The following is an 18,840-nucleotide window of genomic DNA, read 5'->3' as shown; positions in this document are numbered from 1 at the left end:
AATTGCTCATTCGGGGTAGATGGGTTGGCCGGACGGATACTGCGCATCGACAAGGCCGGCAAACCCTTTGCCGTGGCCAAGGTGTTGGCCAGCAGTAGCGATGGCGAAACGCTGATCGTGAATGTGATCGGTTTTGAGCCCGCTGTGTGCTCGGCCCTGCAGGCGCTGGGAGAGGGCGAACCCATTGCCCTGGCCGGTGGGCTTACGCCACGGGTCTGGACAGACAAGCAGGGCAACACCCGGCCTGCTCTGGACATGGTGGCGCACCGTGTGCTGACCGCTTACGACGCCAGCGACAGCCACCCGGCGTGATCGCCTGGAGATGCCTGGGCCCACCCGTCAACACTGCGTCGGCGGGCGGACACCCAGGCACACATTCAGACTCGCTCAGGCCGAGAGCGCCTGCAGCAACTCGGTCTCGATCTCGATCTGCCGCGCGTTGCTTTGCAGCTCGGGTCCCTGGATCAGAAAGGTGTCTTCGACACGTTCCCCCAGCGTACTCACCTTGGCCAGTTGCACGCTGAGCTGGTGGCGTGCCAGCACGCGCGCCACCAGATAAAGCAAACCGGCGCGGTCGCTGGCCGAGATGCCCAGCAGCCAGCGCTGGGCTTTTTCGTCGGGGCGCAAGGTCACCCTTGGTGCCACCGGAAAGCTCTTGACGCGGCGTGACACGCGCCGCACGGCCGGCTCGGGCAGCGGGCCACCGGTTTCGATGGCGCGCATCAGGTCGCTTTCGACCATGTGCGTGAGTTCGCGGTAATGGCCTGGCTGGGCAGAGGCCACCACCTGGAAGGTGTCGAGCGCATGGCCGTTGTTGGCCGTGTGCACGCGTGCATCCAGAATGCTGAAGCCGGCACGGTCAAAGTAGCTGCAGATGCGGGCAAACAGGTCTGCCTGATCGGGCGCGTAAACCATCACCTGCAATCCCTCGCCCGCGAGCGACTGGCGCGCGCGCACCACGGGCTGGGGTGCGCCGACATGGCGAGAGAGGTGGCGGGTGTGCCATGCAATGTCGGCCGCCTCGTGGCGCATGAAATAGCTCACATCCAGCGTTGCCCACAGCGCCTTGTGCGCCTCGAAGGGCAGGGCGTTGAGTGCCAGCAACACCAGCGCCTCGCGCTTGCGGGCCTCGATCTCGGCGGCTGCGTCGGGGGCCCGGCCACCCAGCGTGCGCAGGGTGGCGCGGTACAGGTCTTCCAGCAGCTTGCCTTTCCAGGCGTTCCAGACCTTGGGGCTGGTGCCACGGATGTCTGCCACAGTGAGCAGGTACATGGCCGTGAGGTTGCGCTCATTGCCGACACGTTGGGCAAAGGCGGCAATCACGTCCGGATCACTCAGGTCCTGCTTTTGCGCCACCGTGCTCATGGTGAGGTGCTCGCGCACCAGGAACTCGATGAGCCGGGCGTCTTCGCGGTCCACGCCATGCTGTCGGCAAAAGCGCCGCACTTCCATGGCGCCGATCTGCGAATGGTCGCCGCCGCGGCCCTTGCCGATGTCGTGGAAAAGGGCCGCCACATAAAGAATCCATGGTTTGTCCCAGCCAGCGGCAAGCTGCGAGCAAAACGGGTACTCGTGCGTGTGCTCAGCCATGAAGAAGCGGCGCATGTTGCGCAACACCATCAGGATGTGCTGGTCCACCGTATACACATGGAACAGGTCGTGCTGCATCTGCCCCACGATGCCGCGAAACGCCCACAGATAGCGCCCCAGCACCGAGGTCTGGTTCATCAGCCGCATGGCATGCGTGATGCCCGAGGGTTGCTGCAGGATGCGCATGAAGGCGGCGCGGTTGACCGGGTCGCGCCGGAAGGCGCCATCCATCACGCCGCGCGCGTTGTAGAGCGCACGCAGAGTGCGGGCTGAAAGATCCTTGAGCCCGGCAGTCGTCTGGTGCAGTAAAAAGGTTTCCAGAATCGCGTGTGGATCGCGCTCGTACAGGTCATCGCTGGCCACCTCGATGAGCCCGGCTTTCTCGAAAAATCGTGCGTTGATGGGGCGCGGTGCGTGGATGGAGGGATTCAGGCGCTCTTCGATGTTGAGCAGCAGGATCTGGGTGAGCTGCGACACGGCCTTGGCCGCCCAGTAATAGCGGCGCATCAGGGCTTCGCTGGCGCGCATGGGCAGGCCCGTGCCATCCGGAGCTTGCGAGCGGTAGCCAAACGATTCGGCCACTGCTGTCTGCAGGTCGAACACCAGCCGGTCTTCATGGCGCCCGGCAATGGCGTGCAGGCGTGCCCGCACCAGGCACAGCAGGGCCTCGTTGCGCTCGATCTGCCGCACTTCGAACGCCGTGGCCAGGCCGCTGGCAGCCAGCTCTTTCCAGGTATGGCCCAGGCCGGCGGCACTGGCCACCCACAAAATCATCTGCAGGTCGCGCAGGCCCCCGGGCGACTCCTTGCAGTTGGGTTCCAGCGCGTACGGCGTGTTTTCGTATTTGGTGTGCCGCTGGCGCATCTCCAGTGTCTTGGCCACCAGAAATGCCTGCGGGTTCATCTGTGCGCGGTATTGCTGCTGGAACTGTGCAAACAGCGCCGGGCTGCCGCAGACCAAGCGAGCCTCCAGCAGCGAGGTCTGCACCGTCACATCCTGCGCCGCTTCGGCCAGGCATTCCGCCACGGTGCGCACGCTGGAGCCAATTTCCAGGCCCGCATCCCAGCAGCTGCCAATGAAGCTCTCCAGTTGGGCGCGCAACTCGCACCCCGACTCTGTTGTGCAACCTTCGGGCAGCAGCAGCAATACATCGACATCGGAATAAGGAAACAGCTCATCCCGCCCGAAGCCGCCCACGGCCACCAGGGCCAGGTCGGCGGGGAGCTGGGCGCGCAGCCATAGTGCCTGCAGCAGCCCGCCCGCCAGGGTGGAGAGCTTGCGCAGCATCAGGCGGATGCCGCGGGTCGAGGCGCCGGTAGCCTGCATGGAGGCGAGCAGGGCCGTCTTGTCGCGGCGGTAGGCGTTCCGCAGGGCGTGAATTTCGGTCATGGGCAAGGGCAATGAAGGAAGCGGTGGGCCATGACCTGTACAAGCAAGAGTCGTGCGCGCAGGCGCTTCAGGTTTTTGTGGCGGTCACAAAGGCCGGCAGCGGGGGAGATCCGGCCGAGAGCGTCATCACCTCGTAGCCCGTTTCGGTGACCAGCACCGTGTGCTCCCACTGGGCCGACAGGCTGTGGTCCTTGGTGACGATGGTCCAGCCGTCGTTGCCGAACTCCTTGATCTCGCGCCGGCCGGCATTGATCATGGGCTCGATGGTGAACACCATGCCGGGCTGGAGTTCTTCCAGCGTGCCGGGGCGGCCGTAGTGCAGCACCTGGGGCTCTTCGTGGAACACCTTGCCGATGCCGTGGCCGCAGAACTCGCGCACCACCGAAAAACCATGCCCTTCGGCAAATTTTTGAATGGCGTGGCCAATGTCGCCCAGGTGTGCACCGGGGCGCACCTGCTGGATGCCCAGCCACATCGCGTCATAGGTGAGCGCCGACAGGCGCTTGGCGGCAATCGAGCACTCGCCGATCAGGTACATGCGGCTGTTGTCGCCAAACCAGCCGTCCTTGGTGATCACGGTGACGTCCACATTGACGATGTCGCCCTTTTTCAGCGGCTTGTCATTGGGGATGCCATGGCACACCACATGGTTGACCGAGGTGCACAGCGAGCCAGGGTAGGGCGGATAGCCCGGCGGCTGGTAGCCCACGGTGGCAGAAATGGTGCCCTGCGCGGCCATGCATTCGGCGCCCAGGCGGTCGATTTCCTTGGTGGTGATGCCGGGTTTGATGTGCGGTGCGATGTAGTCCAGCACTTCAGAGGCCAGGCGGCAGGCTTCGCGCATGCCGGCGATGTCTTCTGCGGTTTTGATGGTGATGCTCATGCCGCAATTATCCCATCGCCCCCCAAGCCTTGCTGGTCAAGGGCATGGGCTGTGCCCCGCTCCCGGTAAAATGGCAGGCTGCGCTACAAGCATCCCTTGCGTCATCAGGCCGGGCAGCGACCACCTTTGCAGGAGGGGCGAGCCCGGTGATGCAGGAGGACCGGCGCGCCTTACCCCCTCTCACATTCCGAACAGGCCGCTACCGTGACCTTGCACATGACCACGCTGGCGGGCGGCAACGCCCTCAGCAACTTTCGCGCACAGCAGCTTCAGCCCGCCCTGGAGGCCATTCACCCCAAAATCAGCGGGATTGCGGCACGCTTCGTGCACCTGGTGGCGACCGATGCCGCGCCCACAGCCCCCGAGCGCGAGCGCCTGGCCGCCTTGCTGACTTATGGCGACCCGTATGCGGGATCCGAAGACGGCGCCGTGATCATCGTCACGCCCCGCCTGGGCACGCTGTCGCCCTGGGCGTCCAAGGCCACCGACATTGCGCGCAACTGCGGCCTGGCCATTCGCCGGGTCGAGCGCATCACCGAATACCGCATCAGCCTCAAGGCCGGTCTGCTGGGCAAGGCGCCCGAGCTGACCGCCGAGCAACTGGCTCAGGTGGCGGCCTTGCTGCATGACCGCATGACTGAATCCGTGGTGGCCGACCGTGCGGCTGCAGCCGCGTTGTTCACCGAACTGCAGCCGGTGCCCATGGAGCATGTCGATGTGCTGTCCGGTGGCCCTGAGCAAGGCAGGAAGGCCCTGGAGGCCGCCAACATCCGCTTTGGCCTGGCCCTGGCCGATGACGAAATCGACTACCTCGTGACCGCCTTCACGGGCCTGGCGCGCAACCCCACCGATGTGGAGCTGATGATGTTCGCGCAGGCCAACAGCGAGCACTGCCGCCACAAAATCTTCAATGCGCAGTTCACCATCGACGGCGTGGCGCAAGACAAGAGCCTGTTCGGCATGATCCGCCACACGCACCAGCTGGCGCCGCAGCACACGGTGGTGGCGTATTCCGACAACGCATCGGTCATGGAAGGCCATCAGGTGGAGCGGTTTGTAGCCAAAATGGCATCTAGCGCTTATCCATCAAGCGCTAGCAGCTATCAAAAAAGTAGCGCAACCCACCATGTGCTGATGAAGGTGGAGACGCACAATCACCCCACGGCGATATCGCCGTTTCCGGGCGCCTCCACCGGAGCGGGCGGTGAAATCCGTGACGAGGGCGCCACCGGCCGTGGCTCCAAGCCCAAGGCCGGCATGACGGGGTTCACGGTGTCCAAGCTCTGGGGCAGCACGCTGGGCAAGCCCGAGCACATCGCCAGCCCCTTGCAGATCATGGTGGAAGGCCCGCTGGGCGGCGCCGCGTTCAACAACGAGTTCGGCCGGCCCAACCTGCTGGGCTACTTCCGCGAGTACGAGCAGACCGTGGCGGGCGTGGACCGGGGCTACCACAAGCCCATCATGATCGCGGGCGGCCTGGGCGTCATCGACGCCGAGCTCACCCAAAAAATCGAATTCCCTGCGGGCTCGCTGCTGATCCAGCTGGGCGGCCCCGGCATGCGCATCGGCATGGGCGGCAGCGCGGCCAGCTCCATGGCCACCGGCACCAATGCCGCCGAACTGGACTTCGACTCGGTGCAGCGTGGCAACCCCGAGATCGAGCGCCGTGCGCAAGAGGTCATCAACCACTGCTGGGCGCAGGGCGCGGCCAACCCCATCCTCGCCATCCATGACGTGGGCGCGGGTGGCCTCTCGAACGCCTTCCCCGAGCTGACCAATGACGCAGGCCGTGGCGCACGCTTTGACCTGCGCGCGGTGCAGCTCGAAGAATCGGGCATGGCGCCCAAGGAAATCTGGAGCAACGAGTCGCAAGAGCGCTACGTGCTGGCGATTGCGCCCGAATCGCTGGAGCAGTTCAAGGCCTTTTGCGAGCGCGAGCGCTGCCCGTTTGCCGTGATCGGCACGGCTACTGAAGAACGCCAGCTGGTGCTGCACGACCCCGCCGCCACGGCCGACGACCAGAAGCTGCCCGTGGACATGCCCATGAACGTGCTGCTGGGCAAGCCGCCCAAGATGCACCGCGATGTGAAGACCGTGGAGCGCCAGTTCGCACCGATGGACTTGACCGGCGTGCCGCTGCAAAAGGCTGTGATTGACGTGCTGGCCCACCCCACGGTGGCGTCCAAGCGCTTTCTCATCACCATTGGCGACCGCACCGTGGGTGGCCTGAGCCACCGCGACCAGATGGTCGGCCCCTGGCAGGTGCCCGTGGCCGATTGCGCCGTCACGCTGGCCGATTTCAAGGGCTTCGCCGGTGAGGCCATGAGCATGGGCGAACGCACGCCGCTGGCCGCCATCAATGCGCCCGCATCGGGCCGCATGGCCGTGGCCGAGGCGCTGACCAACCTGCTGGCCGCGCCGATTGAGCTGCCGCGCGTGAAGCTCAGTGCCAACTGGATGGCCGCCTGTGGCGAACCCGGCGAGGATGCCGACCTGTACGCCACCGTCAAGGCCGTGGGCATGGAGCTGTGCCCGGCGTTGGGCATATCGATCCCTGTGGGCAAGGACAGCCTGTCGATGCGCACGCAGTGGACTGAGCCGCAAGGCGAATCCGGTTCGGGCGGCGAAAAGAAAAAGGTCACCTCACCCGTGAGCCTGATCGTGAGCGCCTTTGCCTCGCTGGCCGATGTGCGCGGCACGCTCACGCCCCAGCTCAACGCCACCGAAGACGACACCACGCTGGTGCTGGTGGACCTGGGCAAGGGCCAAAGCCGCATGGGCGGCAGCATCCTGGGCCAGACGCTCGACCAGAGCGGCGATGTGGCGCCCGATGTGGATGACCCGCAAGACCTGGTGAACCTCGTCAACGCCGTGAACGCGCTGCGCGCCAAGGGCCAGATCCTGGCCTACCACGACCGCAGCGATGGTGGCCTGCTGGCCGCCGTGGCCGAAATGGCCTTTGCCGGCCATGTGGGCGTGGCCCTGAATGTGGACATGCTCGTGACCGAGGGCGACGGCATCAGCGACAGCCGCATGGAAACCGGCGACGCCAAGAACTGGGCGCAGCAGGTGAGCGCGCGCCGCGAAGAGCTCACACTCAAGGCCCTGTTCAACGAAGAACTGGGCGTGGTGCTGCAGGTGCGCACGGCAGAGCGCAACGCGGTCATGCAGACGCTGCGCGAGCATGGTCTGTCGAAGTTCAGCCACTTTGTGGGCAAGACGCGTCCGGCATCGTCCAGCATCGAAGCCGGCAAGGGCCAGCTGCAGGTCTGGCGCGATGCCAAGGCCGTGTTCAGCGCGCCGCTGGCCGACCTGCACCAGGTGTGGGATGCCGTGAGCTGGAAGATCTGCCAGCAGCGCGACAACCCCGCCAATGCAGACGCCGAGCACGCCGCTGCAGGCGCGCCCACCGACCCCGGCATGCATCTGCACCTCACGTTCGATGCCGTTGACAACGTTGCCGCGCCGTTCCTGAAACTCGCGCGCCCCAAGGTCGCCATCCTGCGCGAGCAGGGAGTTAATTCGCATGTGGAGATGGCCTACGCCTTCACCGAGGCGGGTTTTGAGGCCTACGACGTGCACATGACCGACCTGCAGACCGGCCGCGTGAAGCTCGAAGACTTCCAGGGCGTGGTGGCCTGTGGCGGTTTCAGTTACGGCGACACGCTGGGCGCGGGCATTGGCTGGGCGCGCAGCATTACCTTCAACCCGGTGCTGGCTGCGCAGTTCCAGGGCTTCTTTGGTCGCACCGACACGTTTGGCCTCGGTGTGTGCAACGGCTGCCAGATGTTTGCCGAGCTGGCCGACATCATCCCCGGCGCGCAAGACTGGCCGCGCTTCACCACCAACCAGAGCGAGCGCTTCGAGGCCCGCCTGTCCATGGTGGAGGTGCTCGAATCGACCAGCCTGTTCTTTGCGGGCATGGCCGGCAGCCGCCTGCCGATCGCCGTGGCGCATGGCGAGGGCTATGCCAACTTCAAATACCGCGGCAACGCGGCGCAGGCCATTGCGGCCATGCGTTTTGTGGACAACCACGGCGCGGCCACCGAGCAGTACCCGTTCAACCCCAACGGCAGCGCGGGCGGCCTGACAGCGGTGACCACGGCCGACGGACGCTTCACGGCCATGATGCCGCACCCCGAGCGCGTGTTCCGCAACGTGCAGATGAGCTGGACCAGTGGCGACCCGAGTGCCCTGAGCCCCTGGATGCGCATCTGGCGCAACGCCCGCAAGTGGGTGGGGTGATCGTTTTCTGACCGGCCGGGCTGCGCGGCCCGCGCCATGCGAAAAGGCTGGGTCCTCGTGGCCTGGCCTTTTCGCTTTTGGGGCACCTCAACCCTTGCGTTGGTACACCAGCAGGCGCCCCTTGTAGGCTGGCAGATCGCCCCGCACCGGGTGGTCCAGCCGCTCCTCGACCACTTCGAAGCGGTGGGCTGCCATCTGCTTGTGGAATGCCGCGCGGTTGCCGCGGTTGGGGTCCACGATCCAGATTTGTGCACCCACGCCCGCGTGGCGGTCGATGAAACCCGCCAGCGTGGCGCGCGCATCGCGCTCATACAGCACATCGCTGCCCATGATCAGATCAAACTGCCCCTGCACGGCGCTGGCCTCTGGCGGCGCCTCGTCTTCAGATGCGGCTGGCGCGCCCCATTGCCCCGTGCGGTATTTCATGGGCGGCAAGGCGTTGAGCCGCAGGTTTTCCAGCAAGAAGGGATTGGCCAGCGGGTGGCAGTCGCTGGCCGTCACATCGATGCCGCGGCGGTGGCACACCAGGCTGGCCAGCCCCAGGCCGCAGCCGATTTCCAGCACCCGCTCGTTCGTGCGCAAGGGGCGCAGGGCCATGCGCGCCGCCAGCTGGGCGCCTGAGGGCCACAACAGGCCAAATATTGGCCAGGCCGCCGACGAGATGCCCAGGCGTTCTGCCGCGCCCAGAGGGTCAAAAAATTGCTGGTGATCGCGCAGCGAACGGATCAGCAGGTTGTCCACGCCCGCAATCGGGACGCTTTCCTGTTTGGTGAGATAGCCTGGCATGGCGGGGCGCGAAGCCCATGTCAGGGGACCCCGAAGTGGTGGGTGAGCCGCCGAGTATGCGCTTGCCGGCGCCCGCTGTGTCCCGGCCCGTTGGTGGGACATGCGGCAGCGGGCTGCATGGGTTGCCACGGTGCGTTGCTATAGTGCACGCCACGCAGCGGATCTGACGGTTGCCCTTGACCTGCTCCCGCTCGTTTTCACCTGTTTTTACAAGGAATTTCCATGGCCGCTGGCAGCCTTCTCGCATTGTTGGACGATATTGCGACCATCCTCGACGACGTGGCCCTCATGACCAAGGTGGCGGCCAAAAAAAGCGTTGCCATGGCCGATGACGTGTCGGTCATGACCAAGGTAGCGGTGCAAAAAACGGCGGGCGTGCTGGGCGACGATCTGGCGCTCAATGCCCAGCAGGTCACGGGTGTGCGTGCCGACCGCGAGATTCCGGTGGTCTGGGCCGTGGCCAAGGGGTCGCTGGTGAACAAGGCCATCTTGGTGCCGGCGGCGCTGCTCATTAGCGCCTTCGCGCCCTGGGCGGTGACGCCGCTGCTCATGGTGGGCGGCGCCTTCTTGTGCTTCGAGGGGTTTGAAAAGCTGGCGCACAAGTTTCTGCACAGCCCCCACCAGGACGAGGCCGCGCACGAAAGCCATGTCCAGGCCAACGCCAATCCGGCCGTGGACCTGGTGGCTTTCGAAAAAGACAAGATCAAGGGCGCCGTTCGCACCGACTTCATCCTGTCGGCGGAAATCATCGCCATCACCCTGGGCACGGTGGCGGGTGCGCCGTTTGTGCAGCAAGTGGCCGTGCTCGTGGGTATTGCGCTGGCGATGACGGCGGGGGTTTATGGCCTGGTGGCGGGCATCGTCAAGCTCGACGACCTGGGGCTGTGGCTCAACCAGAAGCCCGGCGCTGCAGCCCGTGCGCTGGGCGCGGGCATTGTGCGCTCCGCGCCCTGGCTGATGAAGGCCCTTTCGGTGGCGGGCACGGCGGCCATGTTTCTGGTGGGCGGCGGCATCCTGGTGCACGGGGTTCCCGCGGTGCACCATGCCGTGGAGGCCATGGGCGCCGCGGCGGCCCTGTGGCCTGTTGGCGGCCTGTGGGCGGTGCTGGTTCCCAACCTGCTGAACGCCGTGATCGGCATTGTGGCCGGTGGCCTGGTGCTGGCGGGTGTGACCCTGCTGACCCGGCTGCGCAAGGGTGCCACGGCGCATTGAGGCACGGGTGGAGGCCGGGCAACACCCTATCGGGTAAATACCGACCTTTTGACCTGAGGCAAGGTTGACCATTTTGCTAACAGGCTCAATGGCGGTACGGGGGTCGTCCCCGTTCAACCGCATCGAGTTCTGTATGAAAAAAAATCTGCTGGCTGTCGCCGTTCTGTGTGCAATGACCTCTGGCGCTGCCTTTGCGCAGCAAGCCGAAAGCCCCTGGCTGGTGCGCGTGCGCGCCGTTCATCTGGACAGCGCCAACAAGGACAGCACGGGCCTGGGCCTGTCGGTCAACAACAAAACGATTCCTGAAGTGGACATCACGTATTTCTTCAACAAGAACGTGGCCGCCGAGCTGATCCTCACAGTGCCGCAAAAGCACGACCTGCGTTCCAACGGCACCAACATTGGCAGCCTCAAGCACCTGCCACCCTCGCTGCTGCTGCAATACCACTTTGATGCCCCCGGCTTCAAGCCCTATGTGGGCGCCGGTGTCAACTACACGCGCTTTTCGAGCGTGAACCTGCCCGCCGGCGTGGACATCGACCGCAACAGCTGGGGCGGTGCCCTGCAGGTCGGCGTGGACATTCCGCTGACCAAGAACCTGTCTCTGAACTTTGATGTCAAGAAGGTCTACATCCAGACCGACGTGTTCGCGGGCGGCGCCAAGGCGGGCACCTTCAAGGTCGATCCCGTGCTGGTGGGCGTGGGCCTGGGCTGGCGCTTCTGATGCCAGGGCGCTGAGCGAGCGGCGCCTTGTCAAACGACCCCAAGGTGAACGGGCTGGCGCTTGCGCCGGCCTTTTTTTTGGGCGATTCCCGTTGGGCAGAAGCGGTGCAGCAGACTGCGCGTTTTGCGCAGCGGTGAAGGGTTTGCTACTTAAATAATAGCTACTAGCGCTTGATGGTATTGGGCTGAAGCCGAAAAATAATGGAATTTTTGGAGAGCCCTTGTGATGAAAGGCTGCCCGGTGCAATTCCGTTTCGGTGTATTTCTGCACTTTCCGTCGTTGCTGGCTGTCACCCAGGGTGGGCGCAGTGGGGGTAGCCTGTGGCATCCTTTCCCTCCTGTTGCCAGACGCCCACCGCCATGCCTCCCACCTGCCACAACGACATCACCGACGGCCTGAGCCAGCGCCCCGCACGCATCTCTCCCAAATATTTTTACGACCAGCGCGGCTCGCAACTGTTTGAAGTCATCACGCGCCTGCCCGAGTACTACCCCACGCGCACCGAGAACGCCCTGATGCAGGCGCATGCGGCCGACATGGCGCAGCAGCTGGGCACGGTGCGCACGGTGATCGAGCTGGGCGCCGGCAGTTGCGAAAAGGCCCGCGCGCTGTGCCACTGGGTGCGCCCCGCCTGCTTTGTGGGGGTGGACATTTCGGTTGATTATTTACAGGAGGCCGTGCTGCGCCTGCGCGCGGACATGCCAGGGCTTGACGCGCGCGCGGTGGGCGGCGACATGACCCAGGGCGTTGTGCTGCCCGCCGACATTCCCCGGGCCCAGCGCCTGGTGTTTTATCCGGGCTCGTCCATCGGCAACTTCGACCCGCCGCACGCGCTGGAGCTGTTGCGCCACATGCGCGCCCTGGTGGACGCCGATGGCGGCCTGCTGATCGGAATTGATTTGCCCAAGGACGTGCAAGTGCTGCAGGCCGCCTATGACGACGCCGCAGGGGTGACGGCGGCCTTCAACCGCAACGTGCTCACGCACATCAACCGCCTGATTGGCAGTGACTTTGTGGAGGACCAGTGGGGCCATCGTGCTTTCTTCAACCAGGAAGAATCGCGCATCGAGATGCACCTGGAGGCCCTGGCACCCATCCGCGTGCGCTGGCCGGCGGGTGAGCGCGGGTTTGCCGCGGGCGAGCGCATTCACACCGAAAACAGCTACAAATACCCCCTGGGGGTGTTCACCACCATGCTGGCCCAGGCGGGTTTTTCGCGTGCGCAGGCCTGGACGGACGCGCAGGGCTGGTTTGCTGTGGTCCATGCCCGCCCCTGAACCCTCTGCTTTTGCGTTGTATGGCCATGAATTCCCTGCTTTCCCGTTACCTCGACATTCGCCGCCACACCACCAGCCTGGCAGCGCCCCTGTCACCCGAAGACTGCACCGCCCAGTCCATGCCCGACGCCAGCCCGGCCAAATGGCATCTGGCCCACACCACCTGGTTTTTTGAAACCTTTGTGCTGCAGGCGCACGAGCGCGGGTTTGCGCCGTTTGAGCCCGCCTTCAGGGTCTTGTTCAACTCGTATTACAACGGTGTGGGCGCTCGCCACCCGCGGCCGCAGCGCGGCCTGCTCACGCGCCCCGCGCTGGCCGAGGTGCTGGCTTATCGCGCCGATGTGGATGCGCGCATGCTGCGCCTGTGGCCCACGCTGGCGCACGACGCGGCGCTGTGCGCGCTGGTGGAGCTGGGCCTGCAGCACGAGCAGCAGCACCAGGAGCTGCTGCTGACCGACATCAAGCACCTGCTGTCGTGCAACCCGATGCATCCTGCCTATCACTCTGCGCAGCCCGTGTCCGCCGAACGTGAAGCCGCACCGCCGCTGGTCTGGCATGCATTGGCCGGCGGGCTCTGTGAGATCGGCCATGCCGGCGATGGCTTTGCGTTTGACAACGAGAGCCCCCGCCACCCGGTGTATCTGCAGCCGTATGCGCTGGCATCGCGCCTTGCCACCAATGCCGAGTTTGCCGCCTTTGTGGACGATGGTGGCTACCGCAATCCGGCCCACTGGCTGGCCGAAGGCTGGGACTGGCGCGCTGCCCTGGCGCTGGAGCAGCCCCTGTATTGGCAGCGTGTTGATTCCGCCTGGCACGAGTTCACCCTTTCCGGGCTGCGCCCATTGCAGGGCGAGCAGCCCGTGGTGCACCTGTCGTATTTCGAGGCGGACGCCTATGCCCGCTGGGCGGGTGCGCGCCTGCCCACCGAGGCCGAGTGGGAGCATGCCGCGGCACCGCTTTTCTCAGACACCAGGGGCCGCGAGGCTCGAAGCGACATGCTGCACCCCTGCGCAGCGCGGGCAGCGGAGGGTGCAGGCCTGGAGCAGCTGGCGGGCACGGTGTGGCAATGGACGCAATCGAGCTACGCGCCCTATCCCGGCTTTCGCGCGGCGGAGGGCGCGGTGGGCGAATACAACGGCAAGTTCATGGTGAACCAGTACGTGCTGCGGGGCGGCTCGTGCGCCACGCCGCCCGGCCATGCGCGTGCCAGCTACCGCAATTTTTTCCCCGCCACGGCGCGCTGGCAGTTTGCGGGTGTGCGGCTGGCGAAAGACTTCGGCTGAGGCAGGGCCCACCCACGCGCGACAGGCGCCGTNAGAATCTTTTGCGCATGCCCGCTCATCACGCCAAAACGCACCCGCTCGTCGTTGCAAATGCGCGCCATAGCCCGAGCTATGGCTGTGCTTTGCGCCTAGATCGGCTGCGTTGTGGCGCGCTGCTCGGACCCGCGCAAAAAACTCTCAGCCTCTGAATCGCGGGCCGGTTTCACTGGGCCCCGGTGTCTGCCGGGGGCTTGCGCGTTCGGCGTGGCCGGGCTGGGGCTTTGGGGGGCTGCTCTACATCCGTTTCGGCGGGGGCCAAGGGCAATGCGCTGGCTGCGCTGGAGGCCGCTGGCGGCACAGCCTGCGCCTCGGGGGCTGCGGGTGGGGCGACCACGTCGACCGGTGGCGACACCGTCTTGCGGCTGCGGCCACGGCCGCGTGCAACAGGTGCAGGCTCGGCAGATTGCAGTCCGGCAGGGGGCACGGGCTCTGCCATCTGGGCGGGCAGCTCGGCAGGCAGCTCGGCGGCAGGTGGTTGCTGCCGGAAATAGCTGCCCAGCGGCCTTTCACGCGGCGCATCGGCCGGTTCGTAAAAGGCGTGTCGGGTGTCGTTGCCACGGTGCGGTTCGTTGACCACTGCGTCGTTGTTTGGGTGATTCTCAGCGCTGGCCTGAAGCGTTGGCGGCAGTTCGCGCGCAGCGGAGTCCGATGCCTGCCGCGACCGGCCACCGCGTCCCCGCTGGCGCGGCCCGTGGCTGTCAGCGCCGGGCTCTTTGGCGGGTTGGGGCGCGTCCTGCCGGAAGTAGCTGGTGGTGGGCCGCTCTGGTGCCGCGTCGGGCCGCGCAGGGGCAGCGCCGCCGCCACCTTCACCGCTATTGCCATGGCTGCGAAACACGTAGGCGCCTGATTTTTCGTCGCGGCCAAACTCCAGCAGGCCGCGCTCCTGGGCTTCTTCCAGCAGGTTGCCAAAGGCCCGGAAGCCGTAATAGGTCTCGCTGAAATCGGGTTTGCGGCGCTTGATGGCTTCCTTGAGCACCGACGCCCAGATCTTGCCGCTGTCGCCGCGCTCGGAGACCAGTGCATCGAAGGTTTCCACGGCCAGCTCGATGCCCTGGGTGTGGCGCGACTCCTGCGCCTCCTTGCGGTGGCGCTCTTCCTCGGGCGAGCGTCGGGCCACGGGCGCCGCATCGGCGGGCTGGCGCCGGGCGTGCGCACGCTGGCTCTCGCGCACCAGGTCGTCGTAAAAAATGAATTCGTCGCAATTGGCAATCAGCAGGTCCGAGGTGGACTGCTTGACGCCCACGCCAATCACCTGCTTGGCGTTTTCGCGCAGCTTGGAAACCAGCGGAGAGAAGTCCGAATCGCCGCTGATGATGACAAAGGTGTTGACGTGCGATTTGGTGTAGCACAGGTCCAGCGCGTCCACCACCAGGCGGATGTCGGCCGAGTTCTTGCCCGACTGGCGGACATGGGGAATCTCGATCAGCTCAAAATTGGCTTCATGCATGGTGGCCTTGAAGCCCTTGTAGCGATCCCAGTCGCAATAGGCTTTCTTGACCACGATGGAGCCCTTGAGCAGCAGGCGTTCAAGAACCGGCTTGATATCGAACTTTTCGTATTTGGCGTCGCGCACTCCGAGTGCGACATTCTCGAAGTCGCAAAAAAGTGCCATGCTGATGTTGTCGGTGGGGGATGCCATGGTGTTTCCATTCACGTTGCTGGCCGAATCATCACACGGAAACTGGGGTACACGGCGATAGCGCCCGAGGTCCCGAGCAGGCTTGCCGGTGCGTGCCGGTGCGTGCTGGTTCGTGGCGGCTGTTGATGCGCGCGGGCATACTCCCGATCCTTTGCTGCTCCCACGGATTCCGACATGCCCGACACCCCCTCCATCGCACCACCGCCCTCTGCAATTGCCCGCAGCGGGGTCAACGCCTGGTGGCGCGCACTGGCCATTGCTTTGATGGTGGCCCTGTTCATCGGCTGGGCAGCCAGTGCGAGCATGGTCGAACAACTCAAGGCCCAGATAGCGCACCTTCAGGCCAAGGTGAGCGTTGTGGCCCAGGTGCAGTACCTGTCGGTGCTGCTGGACGACAAACAAGTGCCGGCCCTGCTGGTGACGGCCGACGTGCAGGGCAGTGTGCTGCACCTGCAGCGCCTGAACGAGGTGCGTGAAGGGCGGGAGGACAGCATGCAGCTGTGGGCCCTGGAAGGCGACAAACCCCCACGCTCGCTGGGCGTGATCGCCAGTACCTACAAGACACTGCAACTGCCCACCTCTGCCGCCGCGCTGGCGGGTGTGCATGGGCTGGCCATCAGCGTGGAAGACAAGGGTGGCGCCGCCGAGGGGCGCGGGCCGCGACGGCCTTACCTGTTCAAAGGCGCGCTGGTCAAAAAGGCGCTCTGAGCGCGGGGGCCAAGGGGCGGTAAATGCCCCGTGGGCGCGTTACAAAGTGCCAACCTTCGGATGTTATGGTGGTAAATTGCTATAAATAATATAGCTATAAGCGCTTGTTGGTAAAGCGCTAGAGCCGAAAAGTATTCAATATTTTCTGGCATGGGTGGGGTGCCGGCGCACATTCTTGCGCTGGCGGCTGTGGCGCCCCATCGAATCGTTGGCTCTGTGCTTATGCGGCGGGGTCGTCGATGGCGCTGCCGCTGGCCCGGCGCTTGCGCCGCCACGCTTTCTCTAGCTCGACCACGGCATACACCACCAGCGCTGCTGCCACGCAGATGCCCAGCTCGCCCAGGTTCAGCGGCTCGGTTCTGAAAATGGGGTTGAGAAACGGCACGTAGATGGTGGCCATCTGCAGCGCAAACGTCAGCAGCACGGCGCCCAGCAGGGGCCGGTTGCTGGCCAGCCCCAGGCGCCACAGCGGCTCGCTTTCGGAGCGGATGGCCATCACATGGGCCATTTGCGCGAGCGTGAGCACGGTGAACACCATGGTCTGCCAGTGCGCGTGGCCGGTGTGCAAGGCCCAGGCCTGCACGGCCAGGCACAGGCCGGCGATCAGCAGGCCCATGCCCAGGATGTGCTGCCACATGCCCTGGGCGAACAGGCTCTCGTTCGGCGGGCGGGGCGGGCGCTGCATGATGCCACGCTCGGCCGGTTCGGCCGCCAGGGCCAGGCCGGGCAGGCCGTCGGTCACCAGGTTGACCCACAGGATGTGGATGGGCAGCAGCGGAATGGGCAGCAGCAGCAGCGGGGCCAGAAAGATGGTCCAGATCTCGCCCGAGTTGCCCGTCATGGCGTAGCGCACGAACTTGCGGATGTTGTCGTAGATGCGCCGGCCTTCGCGCACGGCCGCGACGATGGTGGCGAAGTTGTCGTCCAGCAACACCAGGCTGCTGGCCTCGCGTGCCACGTCGGTGCCGCCCTTGCCCATGGACACGCCGATGTCGGCGCGCTTCAGGGCCGGTGCGTCGTTCACGCCGTCGCCTGTCATGGCCACGAAATGGCCCTGGGCCTGCAGCGCCTCGACGATGCGGATTTTCTGCGCAGGGTCCACGCGGGCATACACATGCACCTGTTCCACGCGTGCGCGCAGGGCTGCGTCGTCCAGCTGGGCCAGGTCGGCGCCGGTGAGCACGGTGGCATCGGCATGGGCCACGATGCCCAGGCGGTGCGCAATGGCGCGCGCCGTGGCGGGGTGGTCGCCCGTGATCATCACGGGGGTGATGCCCGCGCTGATGCAGTCGCGCACGGCGGCCTGGGCTTCGGGGCGCGGTGGGTCGATGAGGGCGATCAGGCCCAGCAGCTCCAGCTGGCTTTCCACATCATCCAGGGCATTGGTGTCGGGCAGGCGAGCATGGTCGCGCCGTGCCAGGGCCAGCACCCGCAGGCCCTGCGCGGCCAGCTGGTTGGCCGTGGCCAGCACGGCGGCGGTGTCCAGCGGCTGCCCGCCTTCGGGTGTCCACTGCGCCGTGCAGCGCGGCAGCACCGACTCGGGGGCGCCCTTGGTGTAGGCCACGAAGCCACTGCCGCCGCGGTGGAAGGTGGTCATGCGTTTGCGGTCGGAGTCGAAGGGCTGTTCCTGCACGCGCGGGGTGGCGGCATCGAGCTGGGCTTTGTCGAGCCCGCCTGCGTGGGCGGCCAGCACCAGGGCGGTTTCGGTGGGGTCGCCCTGCCATTTGGTTGGGGTTGCGGGAGGGCTGGGGGAAATGGGGGTGCCATCGTCGTCGGTGCGTGCGTGGCGTGCGGCATCGTTGCACAGCGCAGCGGCGCGCAGGGCCTCTGCATGCACGGGGCCGGGCAACAGGTCGCCAGGTGCCCAGCGCTGGCCCTGGGCCAGCAGCAGTTCGGCGTGCATGTGGTTCTGGGTGAGGGTGCCGGTTTTGTCCGAGCAGATGGTGGTGACCGAGCCCAGCGTTTCCACCGAAGGCAGGCGGCGCACCAGCGCCTTGATCGCCACCATGCGGCGTGCGCCCAGTGCCAGCAGCACCGTGACCACGGCGGGCAGCGCCTCGGGGATGGCCGCCACGGCCAGGCTGATGGCGGTGAGTGCCATCAGCAGGGGGGATTCTCCGCGCAGCACGCCCACCGCAAAGATCACGATGCAGATGGCGATGACCCCCAGGGCCAGGCGCTTGCCGAAGGCCGCCAGGCGCAGCTGCAGCGGGGTGCTGCGGTCCTCGCCGCCCAGCAGGCGGGCGACCTTGCCCAGTTCGGTGTGCATGCCGGTGGCCACCACCAAGCCGCGCGCGCGGCCATGGGTGGCGGTGGTGCCCTTGAAGGCCATGTTGATGCGGTCGCCCAGGGCACTGGTGTCCTGGGCGGCCAGGGTGTCGGTCTGCTTGGCCACGGTGACCGATTCGCCGGTGAGGGCCGATTCGTCCACCTGCAGTTGGGCGATCTCGATCAGGCGCAGGTCGGCCGGAATCTGGTTGCCCGCCTCTAGCAGCACGATGTCGCCCGGCACCAGCACGCTGGCGGGTACCACCTGAACTTCGCCGCTGCGCAGCACGGTGGCATGGGCGGCGGATAGCTGGCGCAGCGCGGCCATGGCCTGGTCGGCCCGCCAAGCCTGCACGAAGCCGATGATTGCGTTGAGCACCACGATGACCAGGATGACCAGCGTGTCGGTGAGGTCGCCGATCACGCCCGAGATCACGGCCGCGCCCAGCAGCACCAGCACCATGAAGTCCTTGAACTGGTCGGCCAGCAGCGCCAGGGGGCCGCGCCGCGCGTGGTCCTGCAGTTCGTTGGCACCGTGCTGCAGTGCGCGCTGCGTGGCTTCGTCATCGTGCAGGCCGGTGCTGGGGTTGACACGGTACGCAGCGGTGAGCTCTTGGGCGCTGCGCAGGTGGGCGTCAGAGGCGGTGGCGCTGGCAGGGGAGATGGGATCGGTCGGCATGCAGTATTTCCGTTGGGTCCATGAACGATGCCTGAGGGCGCTCAGGCATGGTGCGGTGCATTGGCGGGGGATGCTGTTGAACCATAGCCCCATTGCATGACATGGAGCGCAGCGGTAC

At 65.9% G+C, this 18,840-nt stretch carries 12 protein-coding genes; 7 read left to right on the top strand and 5 right to left on the bottom strand.

The window, feature by feature from the left end; genetic code table 11:
- The first annotated feature begins 24 nt into the window (after positions 1 to 24).
- Complete coding sequence (locus J8G26_RS12785) at positions 25 to 312, top strand: single-stranded DNA-binding protein (protein WP_210569347.1); 288 nt, start codon at positions 25 to 27, stop codon at positions 310 to 312.
- A 75-nt stretch (positions 313 to 387) separates the two neighbouring features.
- Here J8G26_RS12785 and J8G26_RS12780 read toward each other — a convergent pair whose 3' ends face one another.
- Together J8G26_RS12780 and map are read right to left on the bottom strand one after the other, a co-directional pair.
- On the bottom strand, positions 388 to 2,979 hold the full coding sequence (locus tag J8G26_RS12780; protein WP_210569333.1) for a [protein-PII] uridylyltransferase: 2,592 nt from the start codon (positions 2,977 to 2,979) through the stop codon (positions 388 to 390).
- Between the two features lie 67 nt (positions 2,980 to 3,046).
- Positions 3,047 to 3,862: a type I methionyl aminopeptidase gene (gene map, locus J8G26_RS12775; RefSeq protein WP_087745443.1), complete on the bottom strand. Its 816-nt coding sequence runs from the start codon at positions 3,860 to 3,862 to the stop codon at positions 3,047 to 3,049.
- Between the two features lie 204 nt (positions 3,863 to 4,066).
- Here map and purL point away from each other — a divergent pair, with 204 nt between their 5' ends.
- Entirely contained in the window at positions 4,067 to 8,107 is a 4,041-nt protein-coding gene (gene purL, locus J8G26_RS12770) for a phosphoribosylformylglycinamidine synthase (protein WP_210569331.1), read from the top strand.
- Positions 8,108 to 8,194: 87 nt separating this feature from the next.
- Here purL and J8G26_RS12765 read toward each other — a convergent pair whose 3' ends face one another.
- Complete coding sequence (locus J8G26_RS12765; protein ID WP_087745447.1) at positions 8,195 to 8,893, bottom strand: methyltransferase domain-containing protein; 699 nt, start codon at positions 8,891 to 8,893, stop codon at positions 8,195 to 8,197.
- A gap of 222 nt (positions 8,894 to 9,115) precedes the next feature.
- On the opposite strand from J8G26_RS12765, the gene J8G26_RS12760 reads away from it, so the two are divergent.
- The 4 genes from J8G26_RS12760 (at position 9,116) to egtB (ending at position 13,389) form a co-directional block, all read left to right on the top strand.
- Positions 9,116 to 10,105, top strand: a complete 990-nt coding sequence (locus tag J8G26_RS12760; RefSeq protein ID WP_087745449.1) for a DUF808 domain-containing protein — start codon at positions 9,116 to 9,118, stop codon at positions 10,103 to 10,105.
- A gap of 133 nt (positions 10,106 to 10,238) precedes the next feature.
- Positions 10,239 to 10,829, top strand: coding sequence for an OmpW family outer membrane protein (locus J8G26_RS12755; protein ID WP_087745450.1), 591 nt, complete (start codon positions 10,239 to 10,241; stop codon positions 10,827 to 10,829).
- Positions 10,830 to 11,188: 359 nt separating this feature from the next.
- Positions 11,189 to 12,106, top strand: a complete 918-nt coding sequence (gene egtD, locus J8G26_RS12750) for an L-histidine N(alpha)-methyltransferase (RefSeq protein WP_210569329.1) — start codon at positions 11,189 to 11,191, stop codon at positions 12,104 to 12,106.
- Between the two features lie 26 nt (positions 12,107 to 12,132).
- The gene (gene egtB / locus J8G26_RS12745) at positions 12,133 to 13,389 is read left to right on the top strand and encodes an ergothioneine biosynthesis protein EgtB (protein ID WP_210569327.1); all 1,257 of its coding nucleotides are present in this window, start codon (positions 12,133 to 12,135) and stop codon (positions 13,387 to 13,389) included.
- A gap of 202 nt (positions 13,390 to 13,591) precedes the next feature.
- Here egtB and J8G26_RS12740 read toward each other — a convergent pair whose 3' ends face one another.
- Positions 13,592 to 15,067, bottom strand: a complete 1,476-nt coding sequence (locus J8G26_RS12740; protein ID WP_087748246.1) for an NYN domain-containing protein — start codon at positions 15,065 to 15,067, stop codon at positions 13,592 to 13,594.
- A 174-nt stretch (positions 15,068 to 15,241) separates the two neighbouring features.
- Here J8G26_RS12740 and J8G26_RS12735 point away from each other — a divergent pair, with 174 nt between their 5' ends.
- Positions 15,242 to 15,775, top strand: coding sequence for an anti-sigma factor (locus J8G26_RS12735; RefSeq protein WP_210569325.1), 534 nt, complete (start codon positions 15,242 to 15,244; stop codon positions 15,773 to 15,775).
- 220 nt (positions 15,776 to 15,995) lie between these two features.
- On the opposite strand, the gene J8G26_RS12730 is transcribed toward J8G26_RS12735, so the two are convergent.
- Positions 15,996 to 18,722: a cation-translocating P-type ATPase gene (locus J8G26_RS12730; RefSeq protein WP_210569322.1), complete on the bottom strand. Its 2,727-nt coding sequence runs from the start codon at positions 18,720 to 18,722 to the stop codon at positions 15,996 to 15,998.
- Between the last annotated feature and the right edge of the window lie 118 nt (positions 18,723 to 18,840).

The sequence above is a fragment of the Acidovorax sp. JG5 genome (assembly GCF_017939685.1).
Lineage (GTDB): Bacteria > Pseudomonadota > Gammaproteobacteria > Burkholderiales > Burkholderiaceae_C > Acidovorax.
The sequence above is the reverse complement of the archived record's forward strand: the minus strand, read 5'-3'. Positions and strand labels throughout refer to the sequence as shown.